Raw genomic sequence first — 20,058 nt, 5'->3', positions numbered from 1 at the left:
CCCGCGGACGGCCCCGGAGGACCGGACTTCGAAGGCAGGGACGGAGCGCGGGCGCACGGCCGCGCCGCTCACATCCGGAGGGCGAACGTCACGGCGGGCAGGCGGGGGCGCTCAGCACCATGGGCTCGCGCACGCTCACTCCTGCAAGAATCGGGTCTGCGCCGGGTCGTCTTCGGCCCGGAAACGATGGATGGGGGCAGGGCCGTCTCACTGCCCTCGCCGCCAGCAACTCTACCCTAACGTTAGAGTAGAGGTCGGTCGCGGTCGCTCAGGGCGCGGCCCGCCACGAGGAGAAGGGCCGGGGCCACGGGCGTGGACGACAGGCACATGCAGATCGGCGAGGTGGCCGCACGGACCGAACTGTCCCTGCGCACCATCCGCCACTACGAGGAGACGGGTCTCGTCGTCCCCTCCGCCCGCTCGCAGGGCGGCTTCCGGCTCTACACCGAGAGCGACGTCCAGCGGCTCATGGTCATCCGCCGCATGAAGCCGCTCGGCTTCACCCTCGACCAGATGCGTGACCTGCTCGACGCGACGGACCGGCTCGACGCGGACGGCGAGCTGGACGCCACTGAACGCGACGCGCTGCTGGACCGCGTGCGCGAGTACGAACGGGCCGCCTCGGAACAGGTCACCAAGCTCCGCATCCAGCTCTCCCGGGCCGAGGACTTCGCCGACACGCTCCGCGCGCGCCTGCCGCAGGCCGCACCGCGCTGAACCACGCCGAGCTGAGCCGCACCTCGCCGAGCCGAGCCGAGCCGAGAGCTGACCGTGCGACCACCGGAGTCCGGGGCGGCCGCGCCGAGCGATCGCCGGAGTCCGGGCGGCCGCGCCGAGCAATCGCCGGAGTGCGGGCCGGCCGGCGCCGAGCCGTGCGACCGCCGGATTCCCGGCCTGCCGCACCGCGCTCCGGCAGGGCTCGCCCGCACGGAGACCGTCCCGCCCAGGGAGCCGGCCCGGCGCACCGCGTGCCCGGTGACTACGCGCCGGACAACCCGTCCCGGACCGCGATGCCGACCGCCTCGAAGGGCCCGGTCAGGTGGCGGACCGGCTCGCCAGGTACTCGCTCATGCTGTCGCCGGTGAGCGGGTAGTAGTCGGAGAGCCTGGCGCCCTCGTCGAGGCGACGACGGGCGAACGCCTCCCGGTCCTGGTGGAGCAGCGAGTCCTCGGCGAGCGGGATCGCGTTCCGCTGCGGCACGACGACGGCCCCGTCCTCGTCGGCGACGATCAGGTCTCCGGGGGTCACCAGTGAGCCGCCGACCCCGACGGGCACGTTGAACGCGGACGGGAACAGCTCGGTCTGCGAGGCGTAGTGGGGAGTGACACCGGTGCACCAGATGGGCACGCCGAGCGCGCGCACCCGGGCCGCGTCCCGCACCCGTCCGTCGACCACGATCCCGGCGCCGCCGCGCAGCTTGAAGTAGCGTACGAGCATGTCGCCCAGGCAGCCCGTGAAGTGGCTGCCCTGGGCCGAGATGACCAGGACGTCGCCCGGCCGGATGGATTCCAGTACGCCCCACAGCGGGGTCTTGCGCTCGATGTCCTCCTGCTCCGCGCCGTTGAAGACGTCCTCCCGCTGCGGGAGGAACTGCAGCGTCACGGCACCGCCGGTGACCTTGACGTCCGGTTCCCGGTGCAACGGCACGGGGCCGTCGATGAACGTCCGGGTGATGCCCATCTGGTGCAGCTTGGCACAGGCCGTCGCCGCGCTCACGTCCTTGAGTGCGTCCACCATCTGCGGGGTGGGCCGCACATAGGCGGAGGTGTGGACCGGTGCGCGCATCGACTCGTAGAGCCCGGCCCCCTCCGTCCCGCTGATGCGGGCCTCCCCCGCAGACGCCGAATCCTGATTGCCGATCGAGTGCATGCACGTGCCTCTCCGCGCGCTCACCGCACGCAACGCCAGTGACATCATCGCCTATCGATGGTAGATAACAGCCAATCGATTAGTGCTGTCAATGTGTCAGGAGCCCTCCATGAACAGTGCGTCCACGGAATCCGCCGACTCACCCGACGCCACCGGGTGGTTCGAGGCGGCACGCTTCGGCCTCTTCGTCCACTTCGGCCTGTACAGCCTGGCGGCACGGCACGAATGGGTGCGCAGCCGCGAGTCCATGTCGCAGCAGGAGTACGACCGTTATCTGCACCGGTTCGATCCGGACCTGTTCGACGCCCGGGAACTGGCGCGTACCGCACGGGAGTCCGGGATGCGCTATGCGGTACTGACCGCCAAGCACCATGACGGGTTCTGCCTCTTCGATTCGGCGCTGACCGACTACACGTCGGTGCGCGCGGTCGGCCGCGACCTGGTCCGCGAGTTCGTGGACGCGATGCGCGCCGAAGGGCTGCGTGTCGGCCTGTACTACTCACTGCTCGACTGGCATCACCCCGACTTCCCGGTCGACGAGCACCACCCGCTCCGGGACACCCCGGCCCGGCAGGAGCCGCGCGACATGGAGCGCTACCGCGCCTACATGGAGGGCCAGGTACGTGAACTCCTCACCCGATACGGACCGGTCGACACCTTGTTCTTCGACTTCACGTACCCGGAGAAGGGGCCGCTGGAGTGGGGGGCGGAGCATCTCCTGGACACCGTACGGACGCTGCAGCCGGGCATCCTGGTCAACGACAGGCTCGGCATTCCGGGCGACTACGTCACGCCCGAGCAGTACCAGCCCGACCGGCCGCTGGAGCGTGAGGGCGAGCGAGTGACGTGGGAGGCCTGCCACACGCTCAACGGCTCATGGGGCTATGACCGCGACAACCATGACTACAAGGATCCGGAGCTGCTGGTCCGCATGCTGGTGCAGTCCGTCGCCTGCGGCGGCAACCTCATCCTGAACGTCGGGCCCAACGGGCGGGGCGCCCTGGATCCGCAGGCCGCCGCCACGCTCCGGGCCATCGGCGGATGGACGAAGCTCCACGCACGGTCCTTGTACGGCGCGGGGCCGAGCTCCTTCGCGCCGCCCGCGCACGGCCTGTACACCCAGTCCGGCAACCGGCTGTATCTGCATCTGCCGGCCTGGCCGCTCAAGCACCTTCACCTGCCGGGGCTGGCCGGGCACGTGCGCTACGCCCAACTCCTGCACGATGGTTCGGAGATCCGCTTCCATGAGACGGACGGCGCACGGCACGAGCACAACAACCTCGCGCCCCCGAGTCAGCCGCCGGGGACCCTGACCCTGACCCTGCCCATCGCCCGGCCCGATGTGCTGCTTCCGGTGATCGAGCTGGAGCTGGACATGAGCGCCGGAAACCAGAGTTGCGGCAGCACCCTTGAAGAAGCAACGAGCCCGCTCTAGCATCAACAATCGATAGACGATAGGCCTGTTGGGAGGCGTGGGCCCGGCCCCGCCTCCACGACACCGCACCATCCCGCCGGGCGAACCGAACCCTCGGGCGCCCGCACCCTCCCGCCGCCTTCCCCTCAGGAATCCGCGGCCGGATGCCAACTATCGATTATTCACGACTACGCAACGGAGCGTGTCCCGATGAAAACAATGTGGCGTCGCGCTTGCGGGCTCACGGTGGCTCCCCTGGTGATGGCATCGGCCGTCGCCTGCGGGGGCGGGTCCGACCAGGCGTCGGAGGGCACGACCCTCCGCGTCATCGTGAACATCACCCCGAACCTGACGGAGAAGTACTGGAACGACCTCTTCGACGGGTACGAGAAGGCCCACCCCGGTGTGACCATCAAGCTCGAACTGACCGGCACGATCTCACCGGACGCGAAGCTCAGGCAGGACCTGGCCGCCGGCGATCCGCCTGACGTCGCACAGCAGATCACGCCGAAGGCCGACAACGTAGCGCTCTTCGCGGACCTGTCCGACCAGCCCTGGATCAAGAAGACTCCGCTGACCGACCAGTACGCCGTCGGCGGCAAGAACTACGTGGCAGGTGTGGGTGAGCAGATACAGTCGCTCGTCTTCTACAACAAGGCCGCCTTCGCGAAGGCGGGGGTCGACGCGGCACGGATCAGGACGATGGCGCAGTTCACCTCAGCCATGGGTGAGTTGAAGGACGCCGGTTACAAGCCCCTGCAGACTGCCGGGCAGTGGGTCACCGGGGCCCAGTTCTCGATGATCGCCGACGCGGGCGTACTCACCGCCGATCCCGAGTGGTCGGCCAAGCGCAACCAGGGCAAGGCCTCCTTCGCCGAGAGCGGCTACCTGCCCTACTTCGACCACTACAAGAGCTGGATCGACGACGGGTACCTGGAGAAGAGCGCACTCGGTCTCACCTACGCGGACGGCCAGACCGCGTTCCTGAACGGCAAGTCCGCGATGTACATCATGGGCTCGTTCTTCGTGCCCGCCGCGGACGCCGCGAAGAAGAGCGACGACATCGGGGTGTTCACCATGCCGACCGACGGGGCGTATCCGTCGGGTCAGTTCGGCAACATCTCGAACCCGTACGTCGTCGTGAACAAGTCGCGCCACAAGGCCGAGGCGATCGAGTTCGTGAAGTGGGCGACCACTGACGCGGCGGCCATCAAGAGCCAGCTCGCCTCGGACGGCAACCTGCGCGAGGGCTTCACGTACCCGATGTCCAGCCTCGGCACCTCCGTGCAGCAGATCCTCGACAAGGCACCGTCGGTGCTCGTGAAGTCCGGGGAGAGCGAGCCGATCACAGGCTTCAGCGACGAGCTCAACAAGCAGATCCAGTCCCTGTACACAGGCGCCTCCCCCGAGGACGCGGCCGGCGGATTGGACAAGTGGTGGAACTCGCAGAACTGACCGCGGGGCTCGACCGGCAGGCACGTCGTCGGGCGAGACTGCGTGAGTCGGCCGTGTCCTTCGCGATGATGGGTCCGGCCGTCCTCCTGTACACGGTGATGACCGTCGTTCCCGTGGGCGTCGCCGTCTATCTCAGCCTGACCGACTGGGACGGATTCTCCACGGCCGCGTTCATCGGCCTGGACAACTACAAGCACCTGTTCGACGACCCGAGTTCGTCGGACGCCTGGTATGTGACAGCGCTGATCGCCACGGCCGGCACCGTCCTCATGGTGGGTCTCGGCCTCGTGTACGCGCTGGCGCTCAAGGGCCGTTCGCGCGCCAACTCCTTCTTCCGGGCCGTCGCCTACTTCCCGCACGTCATCAGCGCGCTGATCCTCGGCTATCTGTGGGCGGCGATCCTCGGAACCAACGGCGCCATCAACAACACGCTGGCCAAGTTCGGCATCGAGCCGCTCGGGTTCCTCTTCGACGAGCAGTTCGCGCTGATCTCACTGATCGGCGTGATCGTGTGGGCGGGGTTCGGTTTCAACGTCGTCCTGTTCGTGGCCGCGCTGCAGACGGTGCCGGCCGAGCTGCTGGAGGCGGCGGCGATCGACGGCGCGTCCAAGCGGCAGATCAATCTGCGCATCGTGATCCCGATGATCGCGCCGGTGGTGACCGTGGCGACGGTACTGAACCTGGTGGGTCTCATCAGGGCCTACGACATCGTGGTCAGCCTCACCGGCGGGGGTCCGGCCGGGTCGACGCAGACCTTCACCTATCTCATTCTCGCCCGGTCCTTCGAGGGCACCAAAGTCGGATACGCGACCGCGCAGGCGGTGTTCCTGATGGTGGTCTCGGCGGTGCTCGCCCTCGTCGTGACGGCGCTGCGCAACCGCCAGGACCAGGCCGCGACAGGAAGTTAGGAGCCGTTGGTGGTCGTACTGGAAGCAAAGGTCCGCGAAAGGCCGCAGGCCTCGCCTGCCAAGGGCGGGGAGGCACCGGGAACGGAGCGCGGGGAGCCTCGCTCGCCCGGCCGGTGGGTGCTGCTCGGAGTGCTGTTCGTCGTCATGATCGTGCCGGTGTACCTGCTGGTCGTGAACGCCTTCAAATCTCAGCAGGACATCCTCGACAACCCCTTCTCCATCCCGCTGAGCGGGCTGACCTTCGAGCACATGTCGGCCGCGATCAGCAGCCCGCAGTTCAACGTCATCGACGGCTACGGCTTCACGCTGTTCCTCGTCGTGCTCGTCGACGTGCTGTGCATCCTGCTCGCCGGCCCCGCCGCGTACGCGATCGCGCGCAGCCTCAAGCGGCGGACGCAGCTGGTGCTGCTGTACTTCCTGGCCGGCACGTTCATTCCGGGCGCCGCCGTGATCATCCCGGTGATCTACGTACTGCGTGAGATCGGGCTGGCGAACACCGTGACCGGCCTGGTCGCGCATGACGTGGCGTCCACGCTGCCGGTGAGCATCTTCCTGTTCGTCGGCTTCATCCGCACCATTCCGGTGGACATCGACCATGCGGCGACGATCGACGGCGCGGGCCGCTTCCGGACGTTCTGGGCCATCATCTTCCCGCTGATGCGCCCGGCGGTGGTCACGGTGCTCATCCTCAACTCGATAGGGATCTGGAACGACTTCGTCTCTCCGCAGATCCTGCTCAGTCCGTCCTCCGGGCACTACACGGTGACGACGGCGGTCTACGCCGGCATCAGTCAGTACTCGACCGATCTGACGAAGGTGTTCCCCAACCTGCTGCTCGCCATCGCCCCCGTCGTCATCTTCTTCATCTATATGCAGCGCCACATCATCAGCGGTCTCACCGTCGGCGCCGTGAAGGGCTGACCGGGCCCGCTTCCCCGTCCCGTCCGAGAAAGAGCCGAGAAAGGACCACGCGTGCTGAGGAACCCGAAACGACGGTCCCGTGGAGGACCGTGGACCGCGGCCGTCCTGTTCGCGTCGCTGGCCATGGTCGCGGTGGGGCATCCCGCCGCCGCCCATCCGGTCAAGTCCAAGGCAGGAACGACGTATTACGTAGCACCGTCCGGCCGGGACACGGCGAACGGAAGGAGCGACAGGTCCCCGTTCCGGCACATCCAGAAGTGCGCCGACGTGATGGTGCCGGGCGACACGTGCCTGGTCCTGTCCGGTACGTACGAGGAGACGGTCGTACCGGCTCGTTCCGGCACCGCCGAGCTGCCCCTCACCTATCGCGCGGCCCCGGGTGCAAAGGTGACGGTCAGCGGCGCCTCCAGGATCGGCGGCTTCGAGCCGGTCACCGCCGCCGATGTCAGCGAGATCGCCACGAAGGACCCGTTCGCCGCGGGCTCGCAGTTCAGCGACGCCGTGGCGGACGGGCACGTGTACAGCACGAGCGCCGACCTCGGGCCGGACGTGACCACGGTGCAGGTCTTCACCGACAAGGCGATGGGCGTCGAGGCCCAGTGGCCCTACCCCGGCCTCGACCTGCTCGGTCCCTCGCTCCAGTACGCCGGTGCGGGCAGCGCCGACGCCACCGTCGCCGACGCGGATCTGACCCGTCCGGCGGGGTACTGGGACGGCGCGCGTGCGCTCACCGGCTACTGGTACGTATCGGCCACGACCACGGTCAAGAGCTCCGCCGTCGGCTCCGTGACGCTGGACGCGGCGCCGCCCTGCGTCCACAAGGTCGTACCCGAGGAGACCCGGTACGCACTCTCCGGGAAGATCGGTGAACTCGCGCATCCGGGCGAGTGGTTCTACGATCCGGGGGCGAAGCGCCTGTATGTCTACAGCACCGACGATCCGGACACCCACAGCGTCGAGGTCAAGCGGCGCACGCTCGGCTTCGACCTGACGAACGCCTCTCACACGACGATCGACGGCATCGGCCTGTTCGCCACCACCATCACCACGGGGCCCTCCAGTACGGGCGTCACTCTGGACGGCATCGACGGCCGGTACCTCTCGCACTACACGGACATCACCCGGGGCGCGACGGACTGCGGCAGTACGGTGACGCGGGGCGTCGGCGACACCGGCATCGTCCTCGACGGCACCGGGAACAGGATCGTGAACAGTGATCTGTCGCTGAGCGCCGGAAACGGCATCGCACTCCGCGGGCAGAACAACACCGCCACCGACAACGTGATCCACGACGTCGACTACATGGGCACCTACGCGGCGGGCATCGCGGTGCAGGGCAACAGCCAGACGGTCACGCACAACACGATCTCCCGGGTCGGCCGCAGCGGCATCAACCTCCAGTGGAACGAGGTCCCCGGGCTCACTCCGGGCAAGGACCTGATCGCGTACAACGACATCTCCGGGTACGCCCGCATGAGCCTGGACGTGGCCGCGATCTACACCTGCTGCAGCGCCTGGATGATGGGCACCTCCATCGATCACAACGTGCTCCACGACCCGGCTCCGGCCACGACCTCCACCACCTTCGGGATCTCGGGGGTCTACGCGGACAACGGCCAGAGCGACCTCGTGATCGCGAACAACGTGGGCTGGGGCAACCGGGAGGGCACGGTGATGCTCAATGGTCTGGGTACCGGATCGCACGACAACGGCGTCTACAACAACACCGGTGGCATGACGCTGTTCTACGTGAAGGAGCCGGGGCAGTCGACCGGCACGAAGATCTACAACAACCTCGGGACGATCCGGGGCCTGACCGGCGCCACCGACGGCGGACTCGTCCTCTCCCACAACCTCCCCGCGGAGACCGACCCGCTGTACGTCGACGCGGCCGGCCACGACTACCGGCTCACCGCCGGCTCACCGGCGCGCGGTCAGGCACTCGCGCTGCCCGGAATCAATGACGGCTCCACGGATGCGGTGCCGAGCCTGGGCGCCTACCAGTACGGTGCGCCGAAGTGGACGGCGGGTGCCCGCCGGTAGCCTCGTCCGGCATGTGCAGGGGCCCGGTCCGGATGTTCCGGACCGGGCCCCTGAGCCGTGCGCTCAGCTCGGCTTCGGCACGCTCTTCCGCGGCGTCGTGCGCTTCGTCGCGGCAGCCTTCTTGCGTGGCGGCCTGGTCTCCCGTGTGTCGGGAACGGGCCCCCGGCCGGCCGCGTGGTCGGCGAACGCCTGGGCCGCCTTGGCGGGCTCCCGGGACCTCAACAGTCCTACGAGGCGCCCGTGTTCATCGGCCATGGCGCAGCGGTCACCGTCGAACAGCGGGTCGGAGATGGCCCGCAGGGTGCGCAGACTCGGCTCGATGACCTCCCACATGCGGGCCAGGAACGGATTGCCCGCGAACCGGCTGACCAGCGTGTGGAACTCGATGTCGGCGTCGCGGAAGCTGCTGACGTCGTTCGTGGCGACCGCCGCGTGCATCCTTTCGACCTGCGCGTCGAGCTCGGCCAGCTGGTCCTCGGTGATGCGCTCGGCGGCCAGTTGTGCGGCCAGTCCCTCCAGTGGCTCGCGTACCTGACGTGCGTACTCCGCGTCCCGCGAGGAGATCTCGACGACGAAGTGACCGCGGCGCGGAACGTGCGTGAACAGGCCCTCACGGGCGAGCCTCTTGACCGCCTCGCGCACCGGGGCCTGGCTCACGCCGAGCCGCCGGGCGATCTCGGATTCGACCACGCGGTCGTTCGGCGCGAGATCACCCTCGACGACGGCCTGGCGCAGCAGGTCGTACACCTGGTCCGAGATCAGGGTCTTGCGGAACCGGTCCTTGTTGGTGGCCAGCGTGGAGACGAACCCACCGGACGCATGTGATGCCATGAATTCCCAATCCTGCATTGGGGCACGTCAGTTGCGACATAATACGCGCCCGTCCTCTCTCGGTGGAGTCACACCGAGGTTTCCAGCTGATCGGCCAGCCACTCCAGTTTGACTACCTCATGGACGGCCCCGCCGCCTTCGTGGTCGTTGAACGGATAGGCCCGTATCTGCTTGTCGGACTGATCCACACTGCCGTGGGTGCCGTAGTGGTTGAACGCCGCGTACACCGTGGAGGGCGGGCAGATGCGGTCCATCAGCCCGACCGAGAACAGGGTCGGCGCGTTCGCCCTCCGGGCCAGGGCGGCCCCGTCGAAGTAGGACAGGGTACGGGTCACCGTGGCCGCGTGCTCCCGGTGCCGCTTCACGAACCGGGTGACCTCGTCGTACGGAGGCATGTCGGTGATCGTCGTGGCGCGCGCGAAGTGGCAGAGGAACGGCACGTCCGGCATGACGGCCACGAGGTCGGGGACCAGACCCGCGGCGGCGAGCGTGATGCCGCCGCCCTGGCTGGTTCCGGTGACCACGACGCGGGCCGGGTCGACGTCCGGGTGCGTGCGCGCCGCGGCCACGGCCCGCACCGCGTCGGTGTAGAGGCGCCGGTAGAAGTAGCGGCGCGGGTCGAGGACGCCGCGGGTGAGGAAGCCCGGCGCCGCGATGTCGCCGGTGGCCGGGTCGGCGTCGGGGGTCTCGGCGCCCTGGCCGCGGGTGTCCATGACGAAGTGCGCGTAGCCCGCGTCCGCCCACAGACGCGTCTCGTGGGGCGCTCCACGCCCGGTGCCGTAGCCCAGGTACTCCACGACGACCGGCAGCGGGCCGGTGCGGGTCACGGGCAGGTGGAGCCAGCCGCGTACGGGGTGGCCGCCGTAGCCGGCGAAGGTCACGTCGAAGGTGTCGATCGTGACGAGCCCGTTGGCCACCGGCTCGAACGAGACCGCGAGGCCGATGTCTTCGTGCCGGTCGAGGGTCTCCCGCCAGAAGGCATCGAAGTCGTCCGGCTCGGCGAGAGCCGGACGGTAACTCTCCAGCTCGTTCAGGGGAAGGTCGAATTGTGCCATGAGCATCTCCGCAGAGGTCGGGGCCTGCTCTCGGCGATGCCGAGCCGGCCGCTGATCATCGCCTATCGATCATCGAGGGAATCGAATCAGGGGCGTTCGAGCACTGTCAACCAGGGGGACGGTCAGCCGTCGAGTCCGTACACGCGGACCGGGGTCGTGTGCAGGATGCGAGTGCGCTGGTCGCCCGTCAGGTGCGCCAGGCCGAGCCGGGACGTCGTGAGCGATTCGGCGCGGGAGCCCCGGGGCAGGCAGATCGGCCAGTCCGAGCCGACGAGGCAGCGGTCCGGGCCGAGGGTGTCGACGGCGTGCCGCACCATGTGCGCGATGCGCTGCGGCGGTGCGCCGTGCTGCTGGGTGAGCAGTCCGGAGATCTTCACCACCACACCGGTCGCCTCGGCTGCGCGCTCGATGTCGCGGTACCACTGCGCCGCCTCGGGCGTGCGCAGGTGCGGGGGGTTGCCCAGGTGGTCGACGACGACCTTCAGCTCCGGATGCCGGGCGGTGACGTCGGCTGCCGCCCCCAACGCCCCCTGATGCAGGTTGAGCTGGAGTACCGCGCCTTCCTCGGCCAGTACGGGGACGAGCGCGCGGGCCGCCTCGGGAGTGTCCTGCCAGGACGTTCCGCCGAGCCGCATCCCGTTCGGACGCGAGGTACCCCACTCGCGCAGCAGGGCACGGAACGGGCCGGGCCCGTCGGCCCCGTGGACGTGCAGATTGGCCACGTAGCCGGCGACCAGGTCCGGGCGGCGCAGGCGCAGTTCGCGCAGCGTGTGCGTCTCTCCCGCGTCTCCGCGCGATGCCTCGACGAGGATCGCACCGGCCAGGCCGATCCCGGCGCCCGACCGTTCCAAGTCGCCCTCGCCGAAGGTGTGATGGTGCTCGGTGCCGGGCTTGATCCACGGGAATCCCCGGGCCGGATCCCACAGGTGGACGTGACAGTCGATCACGGTTCGCCCCCTCCTCGGGCTTCGCGGGGCAGCTCCTGAGTATTGACACGTCGGCTCCCCGCCGGTGAGTCTAACCATCGGCTATCGATGGGCGATTATTCAATGCTTACGTGACGAGGGAGCAGGTGTTCTCGATGCTCAGGCCTGAGCGGACCGGCGGCACACATACAGGGGACGAGGTACACGGGCCACTGCTGCACGCGACCCGGACCATGACCGGGATCCCCCGATGGGCGGAGCTGGAAAGGCAGTTGTTCGCCTTCCAGAACAAGGCCTGGCGGCTCTTCGCCGACCGCTACACCGAGGGGGACGGCCGCCTGGTCTTCCGTGACACGCTCGGCCGGGGGCTGGACGGCCGGGACGGCGTGGACGACTTCTACGAGCCGTTCTTCAACTGGCCGATGCTGTACCTGCTCGGCGGCAGTACGGATCTGCTGCCGGCCGCACGGCGGCACTGGAGCGGTGTGACCGCGCAGCTCACCGAGATGGGCATGCTCGTCGACGGTCTGGAGCGGGGCTACGACTGGTTCCACCAGGGCGAGGGGCTGCTCCTCTTCTACGGTCTGTGCCTCGCGGATCCGGACGATCAGGAGCTACGGGAACTCGCCCTGCTCTTCGCTGACTTCTACCTTCCGGGCGGACCCAACTACGACCCGGAACACCGTGTGGTGCGCGCCCCGCACAACGGCTCGGCAGGCCCACGGTTCGGCTTCAGCGACGAGGAGCCGTACTTCCCGTGGAGCCCGGCCCTGCGCCCGTACGGCATGCCGCTGGACGGGGTCGACGACCTCGCCTCCTTCGACGATCTGGAGGCGTCTGCCGAGCGTGCCCGGGTGTACGGCCGGGCGATGTGGGAGCGGATGGGCCGCGGTGACACGATCGTGAACCTCGCGGCCACGGGCCTCGCGACCCAGGCGTTCCTGCTCAGCGGCGAACAGCGCTACGCGGACTGGGTGGCCGAGTACGTCGGCGTGTGGCGGGAGCGGCTGGAGGGCCGTCCCGTCGTGCCCGACAACGCTGGTCTGAACGGTGTGGTGGGCGAGTACCTGGACGGCCGCTGGTACGGCGGCCACTACGGATGGTCATGGCCGCACGGCCTCTCCCCCGTCGGCAGCGCCACCGTCATCGGCGCGGCCAACGCGACCCTCCTCACCGGGGACCGGGGTTTCCTGGATCTCGCCCGCAACCCCCTCGACGTCGTGATGTCCCACGCCGAGCAGCGCGGCGCGGGCGAGCGGGGCACGCTGGGCGAGCGCTGGGATCCGCACCTGCGGGCCATGCCGGCCGAGCGCACGCTCATGGTGCCCCAGCGGCACAACGACTCCGGCTGGTTCGACTACACGGTCATGCCGGGGCAGCTTCCGCTGGCCCTGTGGCACTTCAGCCGCGAGGAGGCCGACCGGGAGCGGATCGAGCGGCTGCGGTCGGCATCGAGCTGGGACTGGACGGCCGTGCACACCCAGCGCATCAAGGACGAGGCGGGCCACGAGGAGCCCTGGTACGAGTACCTGCACGGGCGGAACCCGCAGTACCCCGAGCGGATGCTGAGCAGCGCCCTGGCGAGCTGCGCCGAGCGCGTGGAGGCCATCGAGAACGACACCGTCGACCCGGAGATCGGCCCGGACGCGCTGGACATCCACCACTGGCAACACCTCAACCCCGTCGTGACCGAAGCCCTGTTGCAGCTGACCACAGGCTCACCGCAGGTGCTCTACAACGGTGGAATGGCCCATCTGCACGTGCGCTACCACGACGCGGACGCCCGCCGCCCCGGCCTTCCGCCGGACGTCGCCGCACTCGTCTCCGACATCCGCCCGGATCACACGGTGATCGAACTGGTGAACCTCGGCGGTGCGGCGCGTTCCCTGCTGGTGCAGGCGGGGTCGTTCGCCGAGCACCATGTCGCGACCGTCCAGGCGGACGACGGCGGCGTGCAGCCGGTCGGCGGACCGTACTTCCGCGTCGGCCTCCCGGGGAACGCGCGGATCCGGCTGACCCTGACCATGGCCCTGCGCGCGGGCCGCGCGGTCTGCGCCTCACCGTGGGAGACGGCATGACCGACGGACCGGCAGCGAACCGGCTGCCCTTCACCCTGCCCCGCCTCGGCCTGGGCACCGCTCCCCTGGGCGGTCTGTTCGAGGAGGTCAGCGACGAGGAAGCCGCCGCGACCCTCGAGGCGGCGGCCGAGGGAGGAATGTCGTACATCGACACCGCCCCCCGCTACGGACACGGCCTCGCCGAGCGGCGCCTCGGCGGGCTGCTCCCCGCCTCCGCGGGCGCCGCTCCGGTGATCTCCACCAAGGCGGGCTGGCTGCTGCGTCCCCGGCCGGACGGCTCGCCGGGTGAGGTGATCACCGACTGGACCGAGCGTGGCATCCGGGAGTCCCTGGAGTCGAGCCTGGCCCGCCTCGGCCGCTCCAGCGTCGACATCCTGTATCTGCACGACCCCGAACGCTTCCCGGACGAGATCCGCCGCACCGCCTATCCGGCCGTGCGCCGACTGCGCGAGGAAGGCCTGGTCAAGGCCATCGGGTTCGGCATGAACCACTGCGCCCCGCTTGCCTCGTACGTGGCGGAGTTCGAGGTCGACGTCGTACTCGTCGCGGGCCGTCTGTCGCTTCTCGACCACGACGCGCTCACCGAGGTACTGCCGATGTGCGCCAGGACGGGTACGGCGGTGGTCGTCGGCGGTGTCTTCAACACGGGTCTGCTGGCCGACCCGACGCCAGGCGCCATGTTCAACTACCAGCCGGCCCCCGCTGCCTCACTGGAGCGGGCACGGCAGTGCCGGGACCTGTGCGAGGCGTACGAGGTTCCGCTCCCCGCGGCGGCGATCCAGTTCCCGCTGCTGCACAGTGCCGTGGACTCGGTCGTCCTCGGCTGCCGTTCCGCGGCGGAGGTGACGGCGAACGTGGCGGCTGCCCGCTTCCCGGTCCCGGACGAGCTCTGGCAGCGGCTCGCGCGGGCGGGATTCGTCCCGGAGCGGCTGCTGGAGGAGCGCGTCGGGTAACAAGGGGTGGTGGCTCCCTGCGTCGCCCCGGGCGCAGGGTCCCACGCGGGCCGCCCACTCTTCGCGAAACGGGGTTGATCATGTTCAGTGCCGGCGACTACCCGGTATCGGCCGCCTCCGCATCCCGTACGTTGACCGAACTGGACGCGCGGCTGGTGTCCTGCCGTGCCTGCCCGCGCCTCGTCGCCTGGCGCGAGGAGACCGCCGCCGTCAAGCGTGCCGCGTTCCGCGACTGGGAGTACTGGGGGCGTCCGGTGCCCGGATTCGGGCCGTCGGACGCCTCCCTGGTGATCACGGGGCTGGCGCCCGCGGCGCACGGGGCCAACCGGACCGGCCGGATGTTCACCGGTGATCCGGCCGGTGACCTGCTGTTCGCGACACTTCACGAACTCGGTCTGACCTCCCGGGCCACGGCGACGCATCGAGATGACGGACTGGAGCTGTACGGGGTCAGGGTCACCGCCCCCGTCCGCTGCGCGCCACCCGGCAATCTCCCGACGACCGGTGAGCGCGATACCTGCCGCCCCTGGTCGGTCCGGGAGTGGGAGCTTCTGCGGCCGACGGCGCGTTCCCTCGTCGTGCTGGGCGGCTTCGGCTGGCAGGCCACGCTGCCGGCCCTGCGCCGGGCGGGCTGGAGCGTGCCGCGCCCCCGCCCGCCCTTCGGCCACGGCGCCCGGGCGACGCTGGAGCCGGCGGACGGGGCCGGCGGCGCGCTGACCGTTTTCGGCTGCTACCACGTGAGCCGGCGCAACGTCTCCACCGGTCGCCTCACCCCGGCCATGCTGCGTGAAGTGCTCACCGAGGCCGCGCACGCGGCCGGGCTTCCCGTCGTCCGGCCGGGTTCGGGCTGACCGGCACCCCCCGTCCTCCCGGCGCGCTGCCGGTCCGGGGCGTTCGGTTCGTCCCGGGCCTGCGGCACCGCGGCAGGAGCGGATCTCGGCAGGGGCGTGCCTCCGGTGGCGTTTCGTGATCTCCGCGGTGATGAGGCTCGCGTGTCCGAGGCCGGGACATCGCGGTCCACGGCGGCGGTCACGCGTGGGGACAGAGCGAGCCGCCCGGCGTGGCGGCCCGGGGCCCCAGAGGCAGCACGGGCAGTGCGGCCAGGCGGCGGTGCAGGTAGCCGCCGCCCCAGGTCAGTTCGTTCAGCGGCACCGCCGGAGTCAGCCGGCGCCAGCGTCCGAGGAGGCTGGTCAGGGCCACGGTGAGCTCCAGCCGGGCCAGCGCCGATCCCGGGCAGAAGTGCGGGCCCAGGCCGAAGGTCAGATGGCGGCCGGCGGTACTCCGGTCCGGATCCAGCGTCCCGGGATCGGCGTGGCAGCGGGGGTCGTGGTTGGCCGCCGCCACGGACAGCAGGACACCGCTGCCCGCCGGAATGACCGTGTCCCCGTACCGGATGTCCGTCAGGGCCACCCGCTTGGTGCTGAAGGGGCCCGGAGTGTCCCAGCGCAACAGCTCGTCCACCGCACGGGGAATACGCGCGGGGTCGTCCCGCAGCGAGCGCTGGACGTCCTCGTGGCCCAGGAGGGCCACCACGCTCATGCCGATGGCCTGCACCGTGCTGTCGAAGCCGGCCAGCAGCAGCATCGCCAGCAGGGAGGCCACCTCGTCCTCGGTCGCACCGCCCTGCTCACGCCATGCGGCAAGTACGCGGGAGACGACGTCGTCACCCGGCTCGGTGGAGCGGAAGGCCATCGTGGAGCGTACGAAGGAGTCGATACGGGCGACGCTCGCCTCGATCATGGCGGCGGTGCGGCCCGTCTTGTCCGCGAGGCACGCCACCGGCTCGTACAGGGCGGCCCGCTCCTCCTCCGGCACGTCGAAGACCTCGCACAGCGACCGGAAGGCAAGAGGCCGGGCGAAGGCGTCCATCAGCTCGAACGGGCCCTCACCGCGAGCCGCGTCGGCCGCGTCCAGAAGTTCAACGGCGGCTCGCTCGATCCGATCGCGGTGGGCCGACATACGGGCCGGAGTCAGAGCCGGTGTGGCCAGGCGACGGATCCGCGTGTGGTCGGGCGGGTCGTAGTTGACCAGCGTCAGGTCGAGAGCGCGACGCCGCACACCCGGGTCGGGGACGCGTCCGCCGCTCAGGGAGAGCCGAGGGTCCCGAAAGCCCGCACGCACGTCCTCGGCCCGGGTCACGAGCCACGCCGCTCTTCCCGCCGGCGTCCTGACCCGGGCCACCGGGCAGGACTCCCGGATCTCTGCCAGCGCCTCGGCCGGCCGCTTCATGAACTCGGCCCCGAGCGGCTGCGGCAACGGCTGCTGCCCGGCCGGCGCGGGCGCGCCGGCCGTGACGGCGGGTTCGGTGTCCATCCGAAGGCGTCCTCTCGCGGTCGCGGAGTGTGCGGGCGTGCGTGCCGGACGCCGCCAGGCAGGCGGGACCTTCGAACACGCCCTGGGCCACGCTAGGAACGGCCGGTTGCCCGCCGGTTCGAACCCGGTGCGATCGCGGTATGCCCGCGCACCCGCCGCACCGGATCGGCCCACACGCCGGCCAGGACGATTCACCGCGCGACAACCGGCCGCGAACCGGTCCCGAACCTCATGCTCCTAGCTTCCTGGCGGTCGGCGCAGCGCCGCCGTCCGTCGTCCCGATCGCCCGTCGTATGGAGGAGCAACATGGCCGAGAACGTCGAGCCCAACGAGACCCCCGCCGAGGACGCCCCCGAGGTCGTCGCACACGTCGAGGCGCCTGTCGGCTGGTGCGGCATCCACCAGGAGGTGGCCGAGGAGCCCGAGGTCATCGCGCACTCCGAGGCGCCTGTCGGCTGGTGCGGTGTGCACCAGGAGGCGGCCGAGACCGAGGAGCCCGAGGTGATCGCGCACTCCGAGGAGGGCGAGGACACCCCGTGGTGCGGCGTCCACCAGGAGCAGAACGCCTGATCCGGTCAACCCGGCCGTTCTCCCCGGCCGCGGTGGCGCTTGACGCCGCCGCGGCCGGGGTCCACTCCGGCCGACCCGCTCCTGCCCTCGTCCCGACCCGGAGGTTGCCGTGCCCGGTACGCAGTCTGTCGCCGTCCCCGCCGCCGGGGCCCGTCTGATCCACGCCGACAGGGGGTGGTGGTTCCTCGGAGCCGGCGGATACGCGCTGATGCGGCCCGGTCAGGTGGGGCCGGACGGCACCCTGCGGCCCTCGGCCGAACGCTATCTGCGCGAGGCGGGTCTGTACGACGTACGGCCGTACACCTCGTACTCGCTCACCGTGCTGACGAGCACGGACTGCAACCTCGGTTGCGGTTACTGCTTCCAGAACACCGCGCAGGACCCCAAGGGCGGCAGCCGGCCGCCGCGGATCCAGCACGCCCGCCTGACCCCCGAAGCCATCGGACAGGTCCTGGACTTCACCCGCGAACGCATGGACGCTGCGGGCATGGACCGGCTGGCGCTCCTGTTGTTCGGCGGTGAGCCGCTGCTGAACCCTCGGGGCTGCCGCGACCTGCTCACCCGGGCAGCCGAACTGGGCCCCCTCACGGCATCGATGACGTCCAACGGCACCCTGCTGACTCCGCTGATCGCCAAGGAGCTCAACGCGGCGGGGCTCGGCTCCGTCCAGGTGACCTTCGACGGCGACCGGGCCGACCACGACTCCATCCGGGTCAAGCGTTCGGGAGGCGGCACCTTCGACGTCATCGTCTCCAACATCGCGCGTGCCATCGAGAAGACGTCGCTGCGCTGGATGCTGCGGGTCAACGTCTCCCATCTGAACCGGAACGGCGTGGACGAGCTGGTCGAACGCCTCGGCAGCCGCCTCGATCCGGCGCGCTGCGGCATCCACTTCGCCCGGGTCGGTGACGTCGGTGTCGGTTACGCGAACAACCTGCTGCACGAGGACGGCCTCGTCTCGGACTTCGTCCGCTGGCACGCCCGCGCCCTGGAACTCGGATTCACGGTGGCCCGCCCGCGCGCCCATGTCCCCTGCCAGGCCTGCTCCTTCAGCGACGGCCGCTACGGCGCGGTCATCAACGCCGACGGTGTTCTCGCCAGTTGCTGGGAGACCGCCGGCAAGCCCGGCATGGAGGTCGGGAACCTCACCGACGGCTACATGTCCGCCGAGCAGACGGAGGGCCGCTGGGTCAGCTGCCACGACCACTACCAGTACGACGAGGAGGCGGCCGTCCGCGCCACCTTCCAGGACCGGGTGGACGCCGGCGTCCTGGACTGCCTCAAGGCCGTCGGACGGCTGGGATGAAGAGCGCCGGCATCCTGCGCACCAACCCCGACTTCCGCCGGTACTGGCTCAGTTCGACCCTGTCCACTCTCGGGTCCCAGCTGTCGCTGCTGGCCTTTCCCCTGCTCGTCCTGTCCATCGGCGGGAGCGCCGCGCAGGCCGGCACGGTGGCGACCTGCTCGATGGTGACCCGGACCCTGTTGCGTCTGCCCGCGGGCCAGCTCGCCGACCGGCTCGACCGGCGCATGATCATGGTCGGGACCGATCTGGTGCGGCTCGTGGCGCTGGCCAGCATTCCGCTGGCTTCGGGGATGGGAGAGCTCGGCCAGACGCATCTGCTCTGCGTGGCGATAGTGGAGGGCGCGGCCACCGCGCTCTTCTCCCCCGCGGCCACGATCGCCGTGCGTGACGTGGTGCCGGAGAAGGATCTCACCGACGCGCTGAGCCGCAGCCAGACCGCCATGGCGTCGAGTTCGCTGATCGGGCCGTTCCTCGGCGGCTGGCTCTTCACCCTGGACCCGATCCTCCCGTTCGCGGTCGACGCCGCCTCGTACGGGGTGTCCGCAGTGCTGCTGCTCCGGATGGGCACGCTGCCCTCCCGGAAGCTCGCGGACTCCGAGCGCGACAACCGGCTCACGGCGGGGCTGCGGTGGCTCACGCACCAGCGGGCGCTGCTGGCCGCCCTGCTGTTCGCCGCGGGCATCAACATCGTCTCGGCGGCGGCCCAGACGACCATGGTCGTCACCCTGCGGCAGAGCGGCGCCGGCGGGGCGGCGATCGGAGCGGTGATGGCCTGCGCCGGCGTCGGGGGACTGCTGGGCGCGGCCGCGGCGCCGTGGCTGATCAAGCGGAACCCGGCGGGCCGGATGTTCCTGCTCATCGGCACGGTCTGGGCCCTGGGCCTCGCCGTCTTCTCCGCGACCACGCAGCCCTGGGCGATCGGCCCGGTCCTGGTCGTGGTCGTCTTCTTCAGCCCGCCGGCCGGCATCGTGGTCGGCCGCGCGATCCTCGTGCTCGCGCCCCGCGATCTGCTGGGCAGGGTCAGCACGGCGACCGGGCTGCTGATGGCCGGTCTCGCCTCCGCCGGACCCGTGATCGCGGGCTCGTTCGTGGACTCCATGGGAGGCAGCCGCACCTGGCTGGTCCTGGCCGGCGCCGCGGCGGTGGTCACCGTGATCTCGTCGGTGCCGCTGCTGCGCGAGACCAGCCTGGACGCCACCGGCGACGGCGACGGCCCGGGGAGTCCCGGGCCCGAAGCCGCCGTTCCTCCGTCCGCGGACCGGCCGACGGAGGAGCCGCTTCCCGAGCGGACCGTCCCGGAGGACGCCGGGCCCGCGGGGCCGGTCACGGCCCCTCCCGCACCGCGCCGGGGCACCGACGTCGGCTGACCCCGCCCTCCACCCGGGTCGCCGTGATCCGCCCGTGCCGTGATCCGCC

The 20,058-nt window shown here is 70.3% G+C and carries 17 protein-coding genes; 12 read left to right on the top strand and 5 right to left on the bottom strand.

Annotated elements, in window-relative coordinates; all coding sequences use genetic code 11:
* Positions 1–312: 312 nt before the first annotated feature.
* Complete coding sequence (locus tag ACIQMX_RS11390; protein WP_363072082.1) at positions 313–717, top strand: MerR family transcriptional regulator; 405 nt, start codon at positions 313–315, stop codon at positions 715–717.
* 318 nt (positions 718–1,035) lie between these two features.
* Here the strand turns inward: ACIQMX_RS11390 and ACIQMX_RS11385 are convergent, their stop codons facing one another.
* Complete coding sequence (locus ACIQMX_RS11385) at positions 1,036–1,869, bottom strand: ribonuclease activity regulator RraA (RefSeq protein WP_363072080.1); 834 nt, start codon at positions 1,867–1,869, stop codon at positions 1,036–1,038.
* 109 nt (positions 1,870–1,978) lie between these two features.
* Here ACIQMX_RS11385 and ACIQMX_RS11380 point away from each other — a divergent pair, with 109 nt between their 5' ends.
* The 5 genes from ACIQMX_RS11380 to ACIQMX_RS11360 all read left to right on the top strand — a co-directional run bounded on the left by ACIQMX_RS11380 (position 1,979) and on the right by ACIQMX_RS11360 (position 8,610).
* The gene (locus ACIQMX_RS11380) at positions 1,979–3,304 is read left to right on the top strand and encodes an alpha-L-fucosidase (protein ID WP_402476749.1); all 1,326 of its coding nucleotides are present in this window, start codon (positions 1,979–1,981) and stop codon (positions 3,302–3,304) included.
* A 240-nt stretch (positions 3,305–3,544) separates the two neighbouring features.
* Positions 3,545–4,738, top strand: coding sequence for an ABC transporter substrate-binding protein (locus ACIQMX_RS11375; protein WP_402476746.1), 1,194 nt, complete (start codon positions 3,545–3,547; stop codon positions 4,736–4,738).
* Positions 4,717–5,646: a sugar ABC transporter permease gene (locus ACIQMX_RS11370; RefSeq protein WP_363072074.1), complete on the top strand. Its 930-nt coding sequence runs from the start codon at positions 4,717–4,719 to the stop codon at positions 5,644–5,646. Before ACIQMX_RS11375 ends, ACIQMX_RS11370 begins: the two co-directional genes overlap by 22 nt.
* A 9-nt stretch (positions 5,647–5,655) precedes the next feature.
* Positions 5,656–6,567: a carbohydrate ABC transporter permease gene (locus ACIQMX_RS11365; RefSeq protein ID WP_363072072.1), complete on the top strand. Its 912-nt coding sequence runs from the start codon at positions 5,656–5,658 to the stop codon at positions 6,565–6,567.
* A gap of 51 nt (positions 6,568–6,618) precedes the next feature.
* Positions 6,619–8,610: a right-handed parallel beta-helix repeat-containing protein gene (locus ACIQMX_RS11360; protein ID WP_402476743.1), complete on the top strand. Its 1,992-nt coding sequence runs from the start codon at positions 6,619–6,621 to the stop codon at positions 8,608–8,610.
* Between the two features lie 63 nt (positions 8,611–8,673).
* On the opposite strand, the gene ACIQMX_RS11355 is transcribed toward ACIQMX_RS11360, so the two are convergent.
* The 3 genes from ACIQMX_RS11355 to ACIQMX_RS11345 all read right to left on the bottom strand — a co-directional run bounded on the left by ACIQMX_RS11355 (position 8,674) and on the right by ACIQMX_RS11345 (position 11,443).
* On the bottom strand, positions 8,674–9,441 hold the full coding sequence (locus tag ACIQMX_RS11355) for a GntR family transcriptional regulator (RefSeq protein ID WP_363072068.1): 768 nt from the start codon (positions 9,439–9,441) through the stop codon (positions 8,674–8,676).
* A gap of 68 nt (positions 9,442–9,509) precedes the next feature.
* The gene (locus ACIQMX_RS11350) at positions 9,510–10,496 is read right to left on the bottom strand and encodes an acetylxylan esterase (RefSeq protein ID WP_363072066.1); all 987 of its coding nucleotides are present in this window, start codon (positions 10,494–10,496) and stop codon (positions 9,510–9,512) included.
* Between the two features lie 122 nt (positions 10,497–10,618).
* Complete coding sequence (locus ACIQMX_RS11345; RefSeq protein WP_402476739.1) at positions 10,619–11,443, bottom strand: amidohydrolase family protein; 825 nt, start codon at positions 11,441–11,443, stop codon at positions 10,619–10,621.
* Between the two features lie 110 nt (positions 11,444–11,553).
* Here ACIQMX_RS11345 and ACIQMX_RS11340 point away from each other — a divergent pair, with 110 nt between their 5' ends.
* The 3 genes from ACIQMX_RS11340 (at position 11,554) to ACIQMX_RS11330 (ending at position 15,304) form a co-directional block, all read left to right on the top strand.
* On the top strand, positions 11,554–13,500 hold the full coding sequence (locus ACIQMX_RS11340) for a hypothetical protein (protein ID WP_402476737.1): 1,947 nt from the start codon (positions 11,554–11,556) through the stop codon (positions 13,498–13,500).
* Entirely contained in the window at positions 13,497–14,453 is a 957-nt protein-coding gene (locus ACIQMX_RS11335; RefSeq protein WP_402476734.1) for an aldo/keto reductase, read from the top strand. The genes ACIQMX_RS11340 and ACIQMX_RS11335 overlap by 4 nt, the downstream gene beginning before the upstream one ends.
* Positions 14,454–14,533: 80 nt before the next feature.
* A complete protein-coding gene (locus tag ACIQMX_RS11330) occupies positions 14,534–15,304 on the top strand; it encodes a uracil-DNA glycosylase (protein WP_402476731.1) in 771 nt (256 codons plus the stop codon).
* A gap of 178 nt (positions 15,305–15,482) precedes the next feature.
* Here the strand turns inward: ACIQMX_RS11330 and ACIQMX_RS11325 are convergent, their stop codons facing one another.
* The gene (locus ACIQMX_RS11325) at positions 15,483–16,766 is read right to left on the bottom strand and encodes a cytochrome P450 (RefSeq protein WP_402476728.1); all 1,284 of its coding nucleotides are present in this window, start codon (positions 16,764–16,766) and stop codon (positions 15,483–15,485) included.
* A gap of 306 nt (positions 16,767–17,072) precedes the next feature.
* Here ACIQMX_RS11325 and ACIQMX_RS11320 point away from each other — a divergent pair, with 306 nt between their 5' ends.
* The 3 genes from ACIQMX_RS11320 to ACIQMX_RS11310 all read left to right on the top strand — a co-directional run bounded on the left by ACIQMX_RS11320 (position 17,073) and on the right by ACIQMX_RS11310 (position 20,009).
* On the top strand, positions 17,073–17,336 hold the full coding sequence (locus ACIQMX_RS11320; protein WP_363072056.1) for a hypothetical protein: 264 nt from the start codon (positions 17,073–17,075) through the stop codon (positions 17,334–17,336).
* Positions 17,337–17,445: 109 nt separating this feature from the next.
* Positions 17,446–18,642, top strand: coding sequence for a radical SAM protein (locus tag ACIQMX_RS11315; protein ID WP_363072054.1), 1,197 nt, complete (start codon positions 17,446–17,448; stop codon positions 18,640–18,642).
* Positions 18,639–20,009 (top strand): MFS transporter, encoded by a 1,371-nt coding sequence (locus ACIQMX_RS11310; protein ID WP_402476724.1) that lies wholly within the window; start codon positions 18,639–18,641, stop codon positions 20,007–20,009. The genes ACIQMX_RS11315 and ACIQMX_RS11310 overlap by 4 nt, the downstream gene beginning before the upstream one ends.
* The last annotated feature ends 49 nt before the right edge of the window (positions 20,010–20,058 follow it).

The sequence above is a fragment of the Streptomyces sp. NPDC091416 genome (assembly GCF_044756845.1).
Lineage (GTDB): Bacteria > Actinomycetota > Actinomycetes > Streptomycetales > Streptomycetaceae > Streptomyces.
The sequence above is the reverse complement of the archived record's forward strand: the minus strand, read 5'-3'. Positions and strand labels throughout refer to the sequence as shown.

Excerpts from the sequence above, each read along its gene's own strand:
- ACIQMX_RS11335 (WP_402476734.1), top strand. The coding sequence starts at position 13,497 with ATGACCGACGGACCGGCAGCGAACCGGCTGCCCTTCACCCTGCCCCGC.
- ACIQMX_RS11310 (WP_402476724.1), top strand. The coding sequence starts at position 18,639 with ATGAAGAGCGCCGGCATCCTGCGCACCAACCCCGACTTCCGCCGGTAC.
- ACIQMX_RS11355 (WP_363072068.1), bottom strand. The coding sequence starts at position 9,441 with ATGGCATCACATGCGTCCGGTGGGTTCGTCTCCACGCTGGCCACCAAC.
- ACIQMX_RS11380 (WP_402476749.1), top strand. The coding sequence starts at position 1,979 with ATGAACAGTGCGTCCACGGAATCCGCCGACTCACCCGACGCCACCGGG.
- ACIQMX_RS11330 (WP_402476731.1), top strand. The coding sequence starts at position 14,534 with ATGTTCAGTGCCGGCGACTACCCGGTATCGGCCGCCTCCGCATCCCGT.
- ACIQMX_RS11375 (WP_402476746.1), top strand. The coding sequence starts at position 3,545 with ATGGCATCGGCCGTCGCCTGCGGGGGCGGGTCCGACCAGGCGTCGGAG.
- ACIQMX_RS11325 (WP_402476728.1), bottom strand. The coding sequence starts at position 16,766 with ATGGACACCGAACCCGCCGTCACGGCCGGCGCGCCCGCGCCGGCCGGG.
- ACIQMX_RS11385 (WP_363072080.1), bottom strand. The coding sequence starts at position 1,869 with ATGCACTCGATCGGCAATCAGGATTCGGCGTCTGCGGGGGAGGCCCGC.
- ACIQMX_RS11320 (WP_363072056.1), top strand. The coding sequence starts at position 17,073 with ATGGCCGAGAACGTCGAGCCCAACGAGACCCCCGCCGAGGACGCCCCC.
- ACIQMX_RS11350 (WP_363072066.1), bottom strand. The coding sequence starts at position 10,496 with ATGGCACAATTCGACCTTCCCCTGAACGAGCTGGAGAGTTACCGTCCG.